The sequence below is a fragment of the Gracilimonas sp. genome (assembly GCF_017641085.1).
In the GTDB taxonomy this organism is placed as follows: domain Bacteria; phylum Bacteroidota; class Rhodothermia; order Balneolales; family Balneolaceae; genus Gracilimonas.
In genome coordinates this window covers 41,966-57,598 of sequence record NZ_JAEPPI010000001.1, presented here as the reverse complement: position 1 = coordinate 57,598, position 15,633 = coordinate 41,966, and the positions used below count along the sequence as shown (strand labels likewise).

At 44.9% G+C, this 15,633-nt stretch carries 14 protein-coding genes; 6 read left to right on the top strand and 8 right to left on the bottom strand.

Features of this window, described 5'->3' with window-relative positions; translation table 11 throughout:
* Positions 1 to 21: 21 nt before the first annotated feature.
* Positions 22 to 2,070, bottom strand: coding sequence for an oligopeptide transporter, OPT family (locus tag JJ941_RS00245; RefSeq protein ID WP_290960720.1), 2,049 nt, complete (start codon positions 2,068 to 2,070; stop codon positions 22 to 24).
* 283 nt (positions 2,071 to 2,353) lie between these two features.
* Between JJ941_RS00245 and JJ941_RS00240 the strand changes: the two genes are divergently transcribed.
* Positions 2,354 to 2,596 carry a hypothetical protein gene (locus tag JJ941_RS00240; protein ID WP_290960718.1) on the top strand — a complete coding sequence of 81 codons (243 nt, stop codon included), beginning with the start codon at positions 2,354 to 2,356 and terminating at the stop codon, positions 2,594 to 2,596.
* Between the two features lie 83 nt (positions 2,597 to 2,679).
* Here the strand turns inward: JJ941_RS00240 and JJ941_RS00235 are convergent, their stop codons facing one another.
* Together JJ941_RS00235 and JJ941_RS00230 are read right to left on the bottom strand one after the other, a co-directional pair.
* Positions 2,680 to 4,011, bottom strand: a complete 1,332-nt coding sequence (locus tag JJ941_RS00235; RefSeq protein ID WP_290960716.1) for a PhoH family protein — start codon at positions 4,009 to 4,011, stop codon at positions 2,680 to 2,682.
* Between the two features lie 197 nt (positions 4,012 to 4,208).
* A complete protein-coding gene (locus JJ941_RS00230) occupies positions 4,209 to 4,982 on the bottom strand; it encodes an RNA methyltransferase (protein ID WP_290960713.1) in 774 nt (257 codons plus the stop codon).
* A 220-nt stretch (positions 4,983 to 5,202) separates the two neighbouring features.
* Between JJ941_RS00230 and JJ941_RS00225 the strand changes: the two genes are divergently transcribed.
* Both JJ941_RS00225 and JJ941_RS00220 read left to right on the top strand, forming a co-directional pair.
* The gene (locus JJ941_RS00225) at positions 5,203 to 6,711 is read left to right on the top strand and encodes an aldehyde dehydrogenase family protein (RefSeq protein ID WP_290960711.1); all 1,509 of its coding nucleotides are present in this window, start codon (positions 5,203 to 5,205) and stop codon (positions 6,709 to 6,711) included.
* Between the two features lie 68 nt (positions 6,712 to 6,779).
* Positions 6,780 to 7,283, top strand: a complete 504-nt coding sequence (locus tag JJ941_RS00220; protein ID WP_290960709.1) for a cupin domain-containing protein — start codon at positions 6,780 to 6,782, stop codon at positions 7,281 to 7,283.
* Between the two features lie 12 nt (positions 7,284 to 7,295).
* Here the strand turns inward: JJ941_RS00220 and JJ941_RS00215 are convergent, their stop codons facing one another.
* Positions 7,296 to 9,854 (bottom strand): CotH kinase family protein, encoded by a 2,559-nt coding sequence (locus tag JJ941_RS00215; protein ID WP_290960706.1) that lies wholly within the window; start codon positions 9,852 to 9,854, stop codon positions 7,296 to 7,298.
* Positions 9,855 to 9,955: 101 nt separating this feature from the next.
* Positions 9,956 to 10,822, bottom strand: a complete 867-nt coding sequence (locus JJ941_RS00210; RefSeq protein WP_290960704.1) for a DUF3667 domain-containing protein — start codon at positions 10,820 to 10,822, stop codon at positions 9,956 to 9,958.
* Between the two features lie 238 nt (positions 10,823 to 11,060).
* Here JJ941_RS00210 and JJ941_RS00205 point away from each other — a divergent pair, with 238 nt between their 5' ends.
* A complete protein-coding gene (locus JJ941_RS00205; protein WP_290960701.1) occupies positions 11,061 to 11,276 on the top strand; it encodes a hypothetical protein in 216 nt (71 codons plus the stop codon).
* Here JJ941_RS00205 and JJ941_RS00200 read toward each other — a convergent pair.
* The 3 genes from JJ941_RS00200 to JJ941_RS00190 are packed head-to-tail and all read right to left on the bottom strand — an operon-like array spanning position 11,267 to position 14,003.
* Entirely contained in the window at positions 11,267 to 12,607 is a 1,341-nt protein-coding gene (locus tag JJ941_RS00200) for an aminotransferase class I/II-fold pyridoxal phosphate-dependent enzyme (protein WP_290960698.1), read from the bottom strand. The genes JJ941_RS00205 and JJ941_RS00200 overlap by 10 nt on opposite strands.
* Entirely contained in the window at positions 12,607 to 13,482 is an 876-nt protein-coding gene (locus tag JJ941_RS00195; RefSeq protein ID WP_290960695.1) for a DUF3078 domain-containing protein, read from the bottom strand. The genes JJ941_RS00200 and JJ941_RS00195 overlap by 1 nt, the downstream gene beginning before the upstream one ends.
* 17 nt (positions 13,483 to 13,499) lie before the next feature.
* Positions 13,500 to 14,003 (bottom strand): phosphoribosyltransferase family protein, encoded by a 504-nt coding sequence (locus JJ941_RS00190; protein WP_290960692.1) that lies wholly within the window; start codon positions 14,001 to 14,003, stop codon positions 13,500 to 13,502.
* Between the two features lie 123 nt (positions 14,004 to 14,126).
* On the opposite strand from JJ941_RS00190, the gene JJ941_RS00185 reads away from it, so the two are divergent.
* A complete protein-coding gene (locus JJ941_RS00185) occupies positions 14,127 to 14,438 on the top strand; it encodes a YtxH domain-containing protein (protein ID WP_255133258.1) in 312 nt (103 codons plus the stop codon).
* A complete protein-coding gene (locus tag JJ941_RS00180; protein WP_290960688.1) occupies positions 14,431 to 15,600 on the top strand; it encodes a DUF2851 family protein in 1,170 nt (389 codons plus the stop codon). The genes JJ941_RS00185 and JJ941_RS00180 overlap by 8 nt, the downstream gene beginning before the upstream one ends.
* The last annotated feature ends 33 nt before the right edge of the window (positions 15,601 to 15,633 follow it).

Here is a 15,633-nt window from a genome sequence, read left to right as displayed (position 1 = left end):
CAGCTGATCATTTATAGCTAACTATTCTCCTTTCTTCACGGCCACTTTGTACAGCCAGATCATGAAGCAGACAGCCGCTCCCACACCTAACACATCCGTTAACCAGCCAAAACCTTCCGGCATAATGCGCAGGGCGTCCGTGCTTTCGAATAAAGCAAAGGGGATAGCCAGAATAATACCAATCAAAGCCTCACCTGTGATCAACCCGGATGAAAACAACAAGCCTTTACGCTCGGCTGTAGTTTCTGCCTCTTCGGGACTTTCCCCATTTTCAATAGCACGATTTTTGACAAAGCGGGCTGCCGTCCAGGCAATCATTCCTCCTAAAAAAATAGGAACCGATAACTCTACCGGCAGATAAATACCAACCGCCACGGCCAAAACCGGCGTTCTGAATTCCGTTCCTTTTCGTTTCAGGATCTGATCCAGAATGATAATCGCAACAGCGATCAGACCTCCAATGATAATCATCCCCCATTCCAGGTTTCGCGCAAACACGCCTTCAGCTACCGACTGCATCAGCGTGGCCTGTGGAGCTGTCAGCATTTCTTCGGGATTCATCCCCTCCCGCGGGAAAACACCGCCCAGGCCATAGGCATTAAATAAAAGGCTGAGTATAGGTGCAATCACCAAAGCAGCAGCTACCACACCCACAACCTGCATAATCTGCTGTTTGTAAGGAGTAGCTCCCACCAGCTGTCCGGCTTTTAAATCCTGAAGGTTATCCCCGGCAAGGGCCGCAGCACAGGCAATCATGGCTCCAACAATAATTGCTGCCGCAGCAGCTGTGGTTGCTTTTTCCATATCAGCGGTGAAGTCAACCTGACTTCCCAAAATCGCCAGCAAACACAGAGACGTAGCAAGCACAGTAGCTATAGTCACCCCTGAAATCGGGTTATTGGATGAGCCCACCAAACCGGCCATGTACCCGGCGACCGATGAAAACAAAAATCCTGCAAACAGCGAAAACACCACTCCGAATGTAATGGCCGTCCAATAAGCTCCCCCGCTCACAGCCAGATGCTCGATATCAATCACGTAGGTAAACACGATAAAAATCGGGATAGATAACCCTAAAATTCCCCACACAACAATATTGATTGGAGTATCCAGTTCTGTGCGGGGAATATTACCGCTTCCGTTGTTTTTTAACTCCTTCACTGCTGCCATGGAAGATTTAATCCCGTCCACCAGTGGCTTGGCCAGAGAAATAAGAGCCCATACACCACCAACAACCATAGCGCCCACACCCAAGTAACGGATTTTCTGACTCCAAATGGCAAGAGCGGCATCATAGCCTTCAGCAGCGCCCACAATAGCTGAAATTTCTTCCGGGCTTGTAACTGCCATATAAATCGGGATTCCAAACAGCCAGGAAATCAAACCTCCTGCAAAAATCAGCACCGCAATATTCAGTCCAACGATATAACCCACCGCTAAGAGCGCCACCGATAAATCGGCACCCATCCCAAAAATAGACTTTCCGGCCTTGACCGAACCACCTACAGATCCTGCAAAAACCTTTAACCCGGTCTGACTAAGCTTAAACAATGCAGCGGCAACACCCGCTTGAATAATCGTTTTAATTCCGGCTCCGCCTTCGGTTCCTGCCTTCAGAACCTCACCCGTAGCTACCCCTTCCGGAAACTGTAGTTCGCTTTCCACAATTAAAGCTCGCCGTAATGGAATGGTGAACAGAACCCCCAAAATCCCGCCAAACATCGCGATGGCCGCCGTTTCCATAAATGGAAAATCCAGCCAGTACTTTAGTAGAATAAGTGCCGGAAGGGTAAAAATAACCCCTGCCGCCAGCGATTCCCCTGCCGATGCTGCCGTTTGCACGATATTGTTTTCGAGGATATTAGACTCTTTAAACAGCTTCAACACTGCCATCGAAATAACGGCTGCGGGAATGGAAGCGGACACCGTCATTCCTACTTTTAGGCCCAAATAAGCATTGGCGCCGGCCAGGATTGCTGATAAAACAAAACCAAGCACAACGGCTTTGACGGTAATTTGGGGAAGGTCGTCTTCGGCAGAAACAAACGGGGTAAATCCTTTCTTACTCATAGGTTCGATTTAGGCTAAAAATTGGGTTTGCCGTAAATAACGATTTTTCACCTTCTATGCATAATGTTTGATGCGAGTGAGTTGATAGGTGTTAGGTGCAAGGTTTTAGGATTTAGTGTTTTCATTAAAAAACAACTAAAACCTAACACCTAAAATTTTCTTAATACGCACAAACTTATTTTACTCCCACGAATGTATTATCGGAGGTTTCGTTAGCCTCTTACCCAAATCTGCGTTATTTTCAGGTGAACGTTTACTTTGAAATAAAATCATTAGTTCATTTATGAAAACTATTGCCCAGCTTACGTACATCCCATTATCTGAAGATGATCCCCGAGAAAAAGTACAGGAATTGCTGGAGCACCTGGCTCAATATGATGTAGAAATAGAGGTTGGCTATTTATCTACAACCATTATCGGAGCTCCCAAAACGGTTTTTGAAGTAATCGAAGATCTTTACGACACCATGTCTCTGGAAAGCGAGAAGTTTCGTTTTCACGTAGAGCTGCTAAGTCCGGAGAAGTAGGTAGTTTTTGGGGCAAGGTGTTAGGTTTTAGTTGTTCTTGAACAAAACACTAAAACCTAACACCTAAAAACTTCCCCTAACACCTACAACAGTTTTGAAGCCAGGTTAGCCAGTTCCGAGCGCTCCCCTTTCTCCAGGTTGATGTGGGCATACATTTCATTGTTATTCATGCGGTCCACGAGGTAACTGAGTCCGTTACTTTGAGCATCCAGGTAAGGCGTATCGATTTGAAAGATATCCCCGGTAAACACGACTTTGGTGTTTTCGCCCGCCCGGGTGATGATGGTTTTCACTTCATGAGGGGTTAAATTCTGAGCCTCATCAATGATAAAAATCACGTTGGATAAACTTCGTCCCCGGATATAAGCCAGCGGCACAATGCGCAGCTTCTCAGTCTGCAGCATTTCATCAATCTTCTTAAATGGCTTACTCGTTTCCTTATACTGATTTTTAATGAAGCTCAGGTTATCCCAAAGCGGCTGCATGTAGGGGTCAATTTTGGCATTGGCATCGCCGGGAAGAAAGCCAATGTCCTTATTACTTAGGGGAACAATGGGCCGGGCCAGATAAATTTGCTTGAAATTGCTCCGCTGCTCCAGTGCACTTGCCAAAGCCAACAGTGTTTTTCCCGTTCCGGCAGCTCCGGTAATGGTACAACACATAATATTCGGGTTCTGAAGGGCATGCATAGCAAAAGTCTGTTCTGCATTTTTTGGCTGAATGCCATAGGCATTGTTCTTTTCCACCACTTCTACTTTTTTGCTCTTCGCATTATACCATCCAAGCCCCGAAGAACCGTGACTTTTCATTATGTAATAATGGTTACAAATCGGGTCGGCTTCCATAAGTTCTTCAGGCTTTATCTTCCCTTTTTCATAAAACTTACTGACCACTGAAGGATCTTCAATTTCGAGAGACGTTTTGCCTTTATACAAATGCTCAATATCCTGAATCCGAATGGTCTCATAATCTTCCGACTCCAGGTTCAATGCCCGGGCTTTCAGACGCAGGTTGATATCCTTGGAAACCAATATCACCCGCTGGCTTGGATTTTCTTCTTTCAGGTGGAGCGCCGCATTAATAATCCGGTGGTCATTCTTATCGGAGCCGTACACTTTGGTGGCATCCATGGAGTTTTCACCGTTCGTTATCACCCTGAGATTTCCATGCGACCTTCCGTTTAGCGGAATCCAGTTTTGCAGCATATTGGCATCCGAAATCCCATCCAGGTACCGGATAAATTCACGCGCATGCAGGTTAATGACGTTGTTCCCCTTTTTAAAAGTATCCAGCTCTTCAAGAACCGTGATGGGGATGGCTACATCGTTTTTTTCAAAGTTTCGGACAGCTTCATAATCGTAAAGTAGAACGGAGGTGTCGAGGACGAAGATCTTCTTCGATTTCTTCTTAGGCATAGATGAGGATGTTTGATTAGTCTTGCCATATGTACCAGCCGGGTAGATGATTGTATGAGCGGCTTTTATAATAAAGCTAAAGCCCACACCATTTGCAATATACAGCCCTTATTTAATGGAATTTTAATGGATGGGTTTGGTGATAGGGTGATAGGGTGTTAAAGTGATACGGTGATTTTTTAAAAAGCTCCACTTCATCACTTTATCACCATATCACTTAACCCCCACAAGGCAATACTAACTGCAATAGCTGCATTCAGGCTCTCAACCTTATCCTGCCCTGGTGCCGACTCTATCCTTACTTTCTTTCTTTTGGAATGCAATAAGCTTTCACTGATTCCATTCCCTTCATTCCCAACAACAATGATTGTTTTTTCTGCGGGTTGAACCGATCTCAGGTTTACACTTTCTGCCCCACCATCAAGCAGCAAAATTTGCCATCCGTTTGCTTCAAGTTCTGTGAATATTTCTTCCAGTTCGCCTGATAATACCGGAATGCTTCCGGTGGCTCCGGCCGTACTTCGCACTACTTTGGGGTGATACACATCTACGCTTCCCTTTCCGGCGATCAATGCTTTTGCTCCGAACCAGGCTGCTGTGCGCAGAATCGTCCCCATATTTCCCGGGTCCTGGATTGCATCAGTTGCAACGATGATTCCGCTTTTCTCTCTCAATTCATTGGTACTGATTTCATCCGCCATCTTACAAACCGCCAGAATCCCCTGTGGATTTTCGGTATCTGCCACTTCATCAAACACATCCGCTTCTATAGAAGCACTGAAAGCTGACCATTCATCACTGACAGCTTTTCCTTCAACCACAAACACAGTCTCCACTTCCACCAACCCATTTTCAAGCACCTGCTCAACGGCGCGCTCTCCCTCAACCACGAACCGCTGCTCTTTCTCGCGATACTTTTTGCGGGCTAACTTCCGAAGTAATTTAATTTCATTATTTGATGCGTTTCTCATGCGGGAAGAATACAGAACTCAGCAGTTAGAATACAGTCTTCCCTTATAGTCAACCTTTCCAGGGTTAAACCAAATGAGCCTGATTCCGGGAAAGTGTAGTAACCCTGGAAAGGTTTAATGGAGAAAGACTTTTTAGATTTTCTCCTCCTGAATTCTGAGTTCTGTTTTCTGACTACTCACTTCCCTATCTTCACCCAAAAATAAGAGCTAAAATATCGTTATGGAATTTCTGAAGACATTAGGCATTGAAGGTATTAATCCCGGAACCAGTACCGGACGTAAACATCACGAGAGCAAAGAAACCATCAGCAGCTTCACGCCAACCAATGGTGATAAAATAGCTACTGTGGGGGTAACTACCCGCGAGCAATACGATCAGGTTGTGGAAGAAGCTCAGAAAGCATATAAAGTTTGGAGTCAAATGCCGGCTCCTCAGCGCGGTGAGATCGTGCGCCAGATTGGCCAGAAATTACGTGAGTACAAAGAACCACTTGGCAAACTGGTTACTTACGAAATGGGTAAAATCTACCAGGAAGGGCTCGGTGAAGTCCAGGAAATGATTGATATCTGTGATTTTGCAGTGGGGCAGTCGCGCATGCTGTACGGTAAAACCATGCACAGCGAGCGCCCTCAGCACCGTATGTATGAGCAATGGCATCCGCTGGGGATTGTGGCTATTATCTCCGCGTTCAACTTTCCGGTTGCCGTGTGGAGCTGGAACGCCATGATTGCTGCCGTGTGCGGAAACGTAATGATTTGGAAAGGCTCCGAAAAAACGCCCCTTTGCGGAGTTGCCGTACAAAAGATTGTAGCCAAAGTGCTCAAAGAAAATAACCTGCCTGAAGGGATCTTTAACCTGGTTACCGGAGACCGCGAAGTAGGCGAATGGATGACCGAAGACGAACGAATCCCACTTATTTCAGCAACCGGTTCTATCCGAATGGGTAAAGAAGTAGCCAAAACCGTGGGCGGACGTTTAGGAAAAAGCATTCTTGAGCTGGGAGGAAACAATGCCATCATCATTTCCGAGGATGCTGATATTGAAATGGCGATCCGGGCTACCGTTTTTGGAGCCGTTGGAACTTGCGGCCAGCGCTGCACAAGCACACGCCGGCTTATCGTTCAGGAATCAGTTTATGATCAGGTAAAAGAACGACTGCTCAGTATTTATGAAAATATCTCCATTGGCGATCCGCTTGACGAAAACACGCTGGTTGGGCCGATGATTGATCAGGGCGCCGTTGACCAAATGCAGAATGCCCTGAAGGAAATTGAAAAAGAAGGTGGCAAAGTTATAACCGGTGGCGAGCCTCTGGACGAAGATGGTTTTTATGTGAAACCAGCGATCGCTGAAGTTAAAAATCATTATGATATTGTTCAGGAAGAGACTTTTGCGCCTATCCTTTACCTCATCAAATACAAAACGCTGGATGAAGCCATCGAGCTGCACAACGGTGTGAAACAGGGACTCAGTTCGGCTATGTTTACCCTGAACATGCGGGAAGCTGAAAACTTCCTGAGTGCCCGAGGTTCGGATTGTGGAATTGCCAACATCAATATTGGTACCAGCGGGGCTGAAATTGGTGGTGCCTTTGGTGGAGAGAAAGAAACAGGCGGTGGACGGGAATCCGGTTCTGATGCCTGGAAAGCGTACATGCGCCGCCAGACCAACACCATGAACTGGGGAGATTCTCTACCACTGGCACAAGGCATCGATTTTGATGTGTAATATTTTCCTATTGAAAACACGCAGAGCCACAAGGTTTTGTATCTCTACGTGGTATTCTAATAAACATAATGTCCACAATAGAAAAATTAATCACCCGCTTCGACCTTCAAAAACATCCGGAAGGCGGGTATTTCAAAGAGACGTATCGTAGTGAGGGTGTTATTCCCGAAACCGTTTTCCCGGATTTGTTTGAGGGAAGCCGCAACTACTGCACCGGCATTTATTTTCTTTTGACCTCAGATACTTTCTCTGCTTTTCACAGAATCAGGCAGGATGAGATGTGGCACTTTTATCAGGGTTCGCCGCTTACTATTCACATGATCAGTCCGGATGGAAACTACTCTAAGCAAGTGGTTGGGTCGGATTTTGACAACGGAGAACTTCCTCAATTCACCGTACCCAAAGAGTATTGGTTTGCAGCTGAAGTTAACCAAGCGGACAGCTATTCATTTGTGGGCTGCACCGTTTCTCCCGGCTTTGATTTCCAAGATTTTGAATTGGCTGCAGAAGAAAGTTTAAGCCGTAAGTTCTCCAAACATAAAGACCTGATTTCCCGTCTTACCCGAGGGTAGATCCCTTATTAATTATTTGATAAGGGTAAGCTTGCGAATCAGTGATTGATTACCGGTATCCAGTTTATACAAATAAACCCCGCTCGAAAATTTTCCGGGCGAGGCATCCCACCTTAATGAATGAATTCCCTGTGACTTGACTCCATTCTCCAAGACCGCTACTTCTCTCCCCATTATATCATAAACCGCGATCTTTACCCTGCCCGGTTTATCTAACCGGTAAGAAATGGTGGTCGTAGGGTTAAAGGGATTTGGATAATTTTGATACAGCTCAAAGCCTTTGGCAATTTCTTCGTCTTGCTCCTCTTCGGTTCCCACCAGCACTCCACTGTTTTCTGCTCCCGGGGTTCCATGGCCCACCGAAGCCGCCCAGTTTTCCGCTTTTGAGTTATCCAGCCTTGGATGGGTCAGGGAAAGAGTTGCCCCTTCTCCATCAGCCTCTGCCGGCCAGGGCGGATCATCACTGTAGGTTAGCTGGTCTACGATATCTCCGGTATTGTTGAAAAGGCGAACAAGTTCACCGCTTCCGGCAAATCCAAAATCGAGGTCTCCTACATAATTATTCACTTCAGGAAATAGTGAAGTAAACAGGGTGCTGTCTCTGGTAAGCACTAAAAACCCGCCACTTTCTACTATAGTGCCATCAGCAAAAGTGTAAATGTGCTCATCGTCGGAATCGGAAAAGTACCAGCCTCCTAAATCAATATTTGATTCGGTATTATTATAAAATTCAATCCAATCTTCGGGATCAAAATCTTCAGCTGAGTTATAGTTTATCTCATTGATAACAACCGGAGTATCATCGGATAGATCATTTCTTTTGAATACCGCTGTTAAAGATGCCTCACTTTCAATGGTAATATCTGCTTCAGTGTCGGTGCCGGAAGCCTCAACACTCCAGCCCACAAAAGAGTAGCCCGGAGCCGGAATCGCTTTAATAGTGGTTGGTATCGATTTATAAATCAAAACCCAATCGGTAGTATCCGAACGAACCGTTTCAACAGTCACTGCGCCACCCTCGGCAGGGCTTGAAGAGACTTCCAGTTTAGTAACCCCCGAAACCTCAAAGAAATTCTGAAGATGTGTCCGCGCTTTAGTTTGCCTGCTCCTCACAAAAACCTTCATTCTTTCCAGATGTTTTTCCCAATTCATGCCCGAACCCAACCGGAATGACTTATCCCATCGGTCCATATGCCGGGGAATTTCAGATTCTATAAGTGCGGCCGTACTGTCAATAACACCCAAAAGCCGCCCCGGCGAGAAAGATGCCTGTATGTGAATACTATACCGCTGAATAAATTTATTCCGAAAACGTTCATTGCTTAGCAAACTTCTGAATAGAAACGTCGACCATCCCGGGTTTGCATAATAGATGTTGTTGGTTGTAGCCACCAGCTCCAGGCTGTTGGTATCATCCTGTCCAAAAGTGTGGCTGTTCATCGTCATGTCCATGTCATACATTATCCAGCGCCACTTTCCTCCAGGAACCTGAGGCCTCCAGAATCGAATGTTATTAGCCGGCCAATCTCCATTCGCCATATAGATTTCAGTAAGCACATAATCGATATACTGGTCGATATCCATTTGGCGGCTAACCCACTCGTAATTTTCCTGTACCGACAGGTCGTTATTCTTCATGAAGTTAATCATGGCCTGGTAATGCGTGTCTGATCCTTCTTTCACATTTGCATTTCCTGTGAGGATATCGAGTTCGTCTTCATCATAGCCGTAATTCGATTCAATGAAATCTTCATTTTGCTTTTCACGCAGGATGTGAATTCCCCAGTATTCACCATTTAAGAAAACGACAACCGGCTTAAAAGCCTGGTATCCTAAATCCATCCGATCTTTCATCATTGCCTGGATGGAAGCATTCCTGATCATAGCTCTGTACCAATCCTGCCCGCCACTTCTCAGGGCCAGCCGGTCAAACTCAGTAAAGGGTTTATCCTCAAAAAGGGGATAATTCAGCTTCTTGAGACCATACTCTCCCCGGAAATAGATATCCAGTGATTTTTGATCGTACAGCCGGGTACAACCTCCTCCAATTTTCACCCCGGCGTTTACGCTGAAACCGGGAGTGTGATCTTTTTCGAAGAAAGCCAGGTGGACCGGACGCTCCCAATCTTGATTCCAGTTTTTTGGGGTGCTTCTGCAGTATCCGGGAATGCCATTAGTACCTTCCACATAGATACCGGCACTGTCTGAGAAAAATCCAGCAGGATTGGTAGTTACGGATAGAATGGGCATTTCGGTCGGTTCATCTATAAAATATGATCTGAAAAAGAACGAGGTGTCTGCACGATCATCGGATAAAATCATGACCCGTAAAGCGGAAGTCTCGGTAATAGACAATGAATCCTGAAAAAGCGCACTTGCAGTATCCGGGAAGGCTCCGTCAAGTGTATAGAAAATGGATGAAGAATCGGACACACCCTCAATTTGAACAATCACTGAATCTGAATAGAAGCCGCTGTCGGTAATATGGATTTCATTTTGAGCCTGCACCTTACCTACAGAACAAATGATGATTAGAAATGCGACTGATTTTAGAAAATAGGCTCGGTACATTTTGATAAAGCTATTGACATTTTACGGCCTGCAATTAAAGGCCTTTTGAGAAAAAAGGTGTGAAATAAAATGTAATAAGATTTATCCCTGCCGGGGGTACTCTAACCAAAAAATTTCATCCAGCCTAAGGTGACAAACAATAAGATGAGGCGGTAAGATTGAATCAAGGGCACGAACGCCACATTCAACAGAACCACTTTAAATCCTTTTATCAGCAAATTTCCGGCAAAAAAATTCCTGTACAGGAAATAGCCATACACATTCAGAATCAACAATACGGTAACTGATAAGCTCATCTCAGTAACTAATTCCATCATCCCGTCAATCTCAAAATATACTGCGATCAGCTTATACGACCCCGGAAGCACAGAACACAATATAAAAACCAAAAAAGCACTTAAAACCAGGCTGTAATTGATATGATAAAGTAATGGCTTTTTCTCCCTTTCACTCAGATTAAGCACCCACGTGGCCACAGAAAAAAGCAAGGGAAGAATTACAAGCAGTGCTTTTGAAAGAACTTGTGTCAGCTCATTGTATTCCGGAGCAAACTCTGAATAACTCATCCCGGAAGCAGCGATAAAGGAGTTAATAAAATTTTCGGTATACTCGCTGTAAGGAAGGCGATTCAGCTGAGTATGCAAAGTGGTTTTAAAGGTATCTACTGCAGGAAATATGAAGTAAAAGGCATTTGCCAATATGAAAAGCTTAATCGGAGAAATATATTTTTTCCGTGCCCCGGATAGATACTCCCTTACATACGTGTGGGGCTTACTCAGAAATACTTTTAGGGTATTCAAGAAGCTGTTTTCGAAATTCAGCCAGCCGCTTATAAATTCATTAAAGAGAACTGTAACCCTGTGGTCTTTCTCCGATAATTTTCGCTGTCCGCATTTGGGGCAATACGAAGTAGTGAAAGGCTCATAGCCACAGTTGGGACATTCATGTATATCAACCAATTCCGACATGGTTGACTATATAGCTTTTTCAATCCTTTGGAGCAACTGCTTTGTGAAAGCTTTTTTACCGATTTAATTTCATAAATATTTGGACTAAGTGAACGAACATTTCTTTACACTAAATCTTCAATCTTCCATTCAATAATAACTTATAGCGCGCCTCACCCATAAAAATTACCCTTATTTCTAACTTTTATTTAAGCTTTGTTTTTTGCACTATTCTTGAAACAAGCTTAAAACTATCACTATGCAAAAGTTAATTTTGTTCATGCGAGGTTGTGTTCTGGGAGCCACTTTTTTTGCCTTTATTCTTTGGTTTAGTGATGCCGGGATTATGGGTGAAAGGTCTCTCACCTTTTTATCGGGAATAGCAGCTGGAATTTTATTATTTGGCTATGTGTCCATGAAGTTTCCAAACGAGTTCTGGAAAGCTTGGTTTCCTAACAAAAGCACTCAGCAGTAATTTTTGATTCGTTCAAACAGCTCATTTACAAACTCTTCTTGCTCGGGCTTCATGAACACGCTCCTCAGAATGGTCACCTGCTCCGTATCCACTTTATATTCGGGGTGAAGGCGATTAAACGTGTTAGCCGGAATTTTATACAGGGAAAGATAAAATGACTGCTCTCTCATCCCCGCATCAAACACGGCCTTGGATTTTTCAGAGATCTCTGAAGTCGTTTTTGCTTGCGCAGGAAAGTATCCCAGAATATCCAAATCCGGTTTTTTGAATGCCTTAAGTTTTTGGGACGAGCCAATCAAATCATACATATTCCGGGCAGCTTGCAGGCATTTTTTCAGGATAGGTCCGAAGCCCTCGTTTTCTTTCAGGGGAAACATCTGCAAGGTAGCCCAAAGAGCCACCGCTGCAGCACCGGCCCGGGAACATTCCAGGCTGATTTCACCAAGGTGAAGGTCTTTCGAAGTGAAATAGGTATAGGGAGAATCGTGTTTATAGAATTTCCCCACAGCCGGGTTTTTGAAAAGCACGCATCCACAACCATAAGGCTGAAGCCCGTGTTTATGTGGGTCCACCACAATGCTGTCGGCTTCTTCTATCCGTTTCCAGGATGTACCGTCTATGATTCCGGAATCTTTGAGCGTTCTGAAAAAGCCTCCATAGGCTGCATCGATGTGAATCCGGATTCCATGCTTTTTTGCCCAGGGCAGAATTTCATCCAGTGGTTCTACCTCTCCCAGTCCCGTGGTCCCCAGGGTAACCACCATCGTTCCTATTTCCTCAGGGTTCACAGCTTCTAAATCAAAAGAACCATTATGTTTAACCGGCACCTTCACTCCTTCCACTCTTAACACACCACACATTCGCTGGTGGGTGTAATGGGAATTTTCAGAGAAGGCAATTTTTTTGTCGGGATGAGATTCCCGAGCCACCCAAAGAGCTTCCAGGTTCGCTATGGTTCCGCTTGCCGTGAGGTGTCCCAAAAACTCTTCTCCATATCCAAAAAACTGAGCCAGCTCAGCCACAGCTTCTTTTTCCATTTCTGAGGATGGAGGTCCACCATCCAACGCATGGTTATTGGGGTTGATGGACATCGCCATCGCATAAGCCGCCCATGTAAGCGGATGTGGAGGCTTCAGCATTTGCCCCGCATAAACCGGATGATGGAATGGGAAATTGCACTTTAGCCGCTGCACCAAACGCCTAAAAACTTCCTGCTCTTTTTCTCCGGAAACAGAAAGCGTGGAGTCCTGCTCCCAATCCCCAAAAGAGAACTTCCACTCTGAAAGCTGTTCCAGAGCCCGGCCTAACGCTTTTTGTGAGTTTTCATCCATTAGTAAAGATTTACAGAAACACCGGCAGACAGCACCTGCTTAAGCTGTATTTCGCTGGAGAAGTCGTTATCATAGTGAAGTTCAAACTGAAAAGAGGCACTCACAATACTGTTGATTTGCCCTACCAGTTCATTTCCCCACATTACGTCTGTTTCACTGATGGGTATCAGGAAATTGGTGAAGGTTTCGAGGCTGCTGCTGTACATAATGTTTTCAGCCACTTGTTTTTCAAATGTGATGCCGGTGGTTAAACCGCCTTCTGACCGGAAGTTATCGCCCGGATCAAGGCCATAAACGGCAGATAAGCTGTCATCATTTACAATGGTTTGCTTAAGTCCCAAACCCGCCTCAAAGGTAAAAGCATTTCCGGGTTCGTATGCCAAACCAACGCCTTCATTGATATAAGCCGGTGCCATGAAATCAGAAATCAGCACATCAGGAACACCCTCTTCGCTGCTATATTCATATCCTTTGTCAAACTGCGTTTTAAAGCCTACCACTCCGTAAGCAGCCAGTGAACCGTCTTCTCTGAAGGTATAAGTAAAGCGGTTTCGGATAGAAATAAGATCATCTGTTTTGCGAACCCCTTCGTTTTTAATTCGAGACTGCCCATACTTCACGTTGGTTCTGAATCCATAGGCAAATTGATCCTGGCGGTAAAGTAAATTAAGGACGGATGAACCGGTTCCGCTTACCGAGCTTGCCCCACCCTGAGACCAGTTACTGTAGGTTGCTTGTGAACCGTTGAAACTGGCCACCCATTTTTGCTCCCACCCGCTTAGTGTATCAGGGATGGTAATGGTTTGGGCTGAAGCTGTTAGTGAAATAAAACTTAAAAAAAGAAAGGCTGTTAAAGCTTTAATTCTGATAGTCATTTTACAATTTTGATTGGTTAATTATTTTTGAAAAGTACGGCTTGGCTGAGGCTGCCGTCTTTCAGCATTACCTCAATATGCTCTCCGGGTTTGGTAGGCACTGTTATACCCATCAGGTCTGTACGTAACGGGTATTTACGATGGCCCCGATCCAGCAAAGCGGCAATCTCGATGCTTTCAGGATCATATACACTGCAAACTGCCGAGAGTGCGCTAAACATGGTTTTACCGGAAAAAATCACATCGTCAACAAGCAGTACAAACTTATCGTTGCAATCCGGGAGACTGCTTTTGGACGCTTTCCCCTGTACATCATATCGGTGAACTGCTATATCTGCTCCCATTAATTCTTCGAGACTCTCCCCAAGAAGACGGGCCGTTGCTTCTCCCCGTTCATTCAAGCCAATCAATACCATTTCACCTTCATTCTCTTTATTGATTCGCTCCCAAACCTGTATCGCCATTCGCTTAAGCGTGCGCTCCATCCGCGCCCGATCCATTAAAACAATCTGCTTTTTCATAACCTGACTTTAAAAATTTAAACAAATGTACCGTTTTCTTTACTTAGTGTTAAAAAATAACATAAAAAACATGACACAAATTGTTATCTTAACAGTGTTAACCTCAACCCAAAAGAGAGAACTATGAAACGAGTACTTGGAACATTATTAGTAAGTGCCACCGCCTTTGCCGGAGGCATGGTAACCGCTTTACTGCTATCCCCAAAAAGCGGCGAAGTAAACCGACGCTGGGTAAGCAAGCAGGGGAAAAAGACCAAAGGCATTCTGGAAGAGAAAAGCCGTAAATGGAAAGAAGACAGTGAGAAAAGGATTGACCGTTTTTCCAAAGGCGTGAAAAGAACGCTGAAAGATTCTGTACCAAACTTATACGAAGCCACTGAAAATCTTCATTTTTCTGAGGGGGAAGAAGTAGAAGAAATTACCCGACATGGCTAAACCGGGCTTTGCACATTCTGAAGCCTTTTTACAATGGATTTGGGAAAACCTGCTTTTTGATTTTTCGGACTTGCAAACAACGTCCGGGCATGCTGTTACCATCCTGAATCCCGGGAAGAAAAACGTCTCAGACGGGCCTGATTTCAAGCAGGCTACACTCGAAATTGACGGGCTTCGCTGGCATGGTGATATTGAGCTTCACACCAAAAGCTCCAACTGGAAATCCCATGCCCACCACACTGATCCTAATTTCAATAGCGTGGTTCTGCATGTTGTAGCCGATTCAAATCCTGAACAAGTTCAGACCCAAAATCGCAGCCGGCCTTACACGCTCAATATTCTACCCTATCTCTCTGAAAAATTACACGTATTCTTAAAGAATTTTGAAGAACACTCCCCTGAGCTACCCTGCACCTCCGGTTTTCACTTTATTTCTGAAGAGGCTTTTTATCAGCAGATAGAACAAGCACACCGGGAGTATTTTGAAAAGAAATCCGATGATTTTCTCACCTTTTTCGATCCTAACCTGCTCCCATCCAAAGCCTGGAAACAAGCCCTCATTATTTCTCTTTGGGATGGGCTCGGCATTCCGCACAATCGGGAAGCCATGGCTGCCACTGCCGCAGAGCTGTTAAAAAAATGGGATGGGCAGGATATAATAGAAGCTAAGGCAATGAGCCTGGAAATTGCCGGGTTTGCAAACTCCGATTCAGATCTGAACTGGAATTATAAATCAGTCCGCCCCGCCAATCACCCTAAAAAGCGGATTGAACAGGCTGTAGAATTAAGTGCGGCTATTCTTCAGGAACCTTTTAATCATTTTCTTGCTACTGAAGCGATTCACCTCTGGGAGCAATGGTTCCGGAAAGCCGCGCTCAACCAAACCGCCCGCTTCGAGATTTTATTTGGCACGGTCTATCTTCCCTCGCTCTTTTTGCTGGGAAATTTATTTGCTTCCGGCCCGCTGAAATCTGCTTCACTCTCAAGCTGGAAAAATTTAAGAACCCCGATACCTGCCTCTTTGCTCAAAAAGTTCCGCCCTTTCCATCTTCAGGACAAACGATATCGCAAAAAGCTGGGCTCAATCCACCAATTGAATTCATATTGCAAAGCTTCCCGATGCTCTGAATGTTTTGTACTAAAAAAAGCGATTCAGTCTTGATTGCTTTTAAAGTGATTTCTATCTTTGGAGTCT

Coding starts and splice junctions, on each gene's coding strand:
- JJ941_RS00245 (WP_290960720.1), bottom strand. CDS start 2,070: ATGAGTAAGAAAGGATTTACCCCGTTTGTTTCTGCCGAAGACGACCTT.
- JJ941_RS00240 (WP_290960718.1), top strand. CDS start 2,354: ATGAAAACTATTGCCCAGCTTACGTACATCCCATTATCTGAAGATGAT.
- JJ941_RS00235 (WP_290960716.1), bottom strand. CDS start 4,011: ATGCCTAAGAAGAAATCGAAGAAGATCTTCGTCCTCGACACCTCCGTT.
- JJ941_RS00230 (WP_290960713.1), bottom strand. CDS start 4,982: ATGAGAAACGCATCAAATAATGAAATTAAATTACTTCGGAAGTTAGCC.
- JJ941_RS00225 (WP_290960711.1), top strand. CDS start 5,203: ATGGAATTTCTGAAGACATTAGGCATTGAAGGTATTAATCCCGGAACC.
- JJ941_RS00220 (WP_290960709.1), top strand. CDS start 6,780: ATGTCCACAATAGAAAAATTAATCACCCGCTTCGACCTTCAAAAACAT.
- JJ941_RS00215 (WP_290960706.1), bottom strand. CDS start 9,854: ATGTACCGAGCCTATTTTCTAAAATCAGTCGCATTTCTAATCATCATT.
- JJ941_RS00210 (WP_290960704.1), bottom strand. CDS start 10,822: ATGTCGGAATTGGTTGATATACATGAATGTCCCAACTGTGGCTATGAG.
- JJ941_RS00205 (WP_290960701.1), top strand. CDS start 11,061: ATGCAAAAGTTAATTTTGTTCATGCGAGGTTGTGTTCTGGGAGCCACT.
- JJ941_RS00200 (WP_290960698.1), bottom strand. CDS start 12,607: ATGGATGAAAACTCACAAAAAGCGTTAGGCCGGGCTCTGGAACAGCTT.
- JJ941_RS00195 (WP_290960695.1), bottom strand. CDS start 13,482: ATGACTATCAGAATTAAAGCTTTAACAGCCTTTCTTTTTTTAAGTTTT.
- JJ941_RS00190 (WP_290960692.1), bottom strand. CDS start 14,003: ATGAAAAAGCAGATTGTTTTAATGGATCGGGCGCGGATGGAGCGCACG.
- JJ941_RS00185 (WP_255133258.1), top strand. CDS start 14,127: ATGAAACGAGTACTTGGAACATTATTAGTAAGTGCCACCGCCTTTGCC.
- JJ941_RS00180 (WP_290960688.1), top strand. CDS start 14,431: ATGGCTAAACCGGGCTTTGCACATTCTGAAGCCTTTTTACAATGGATT.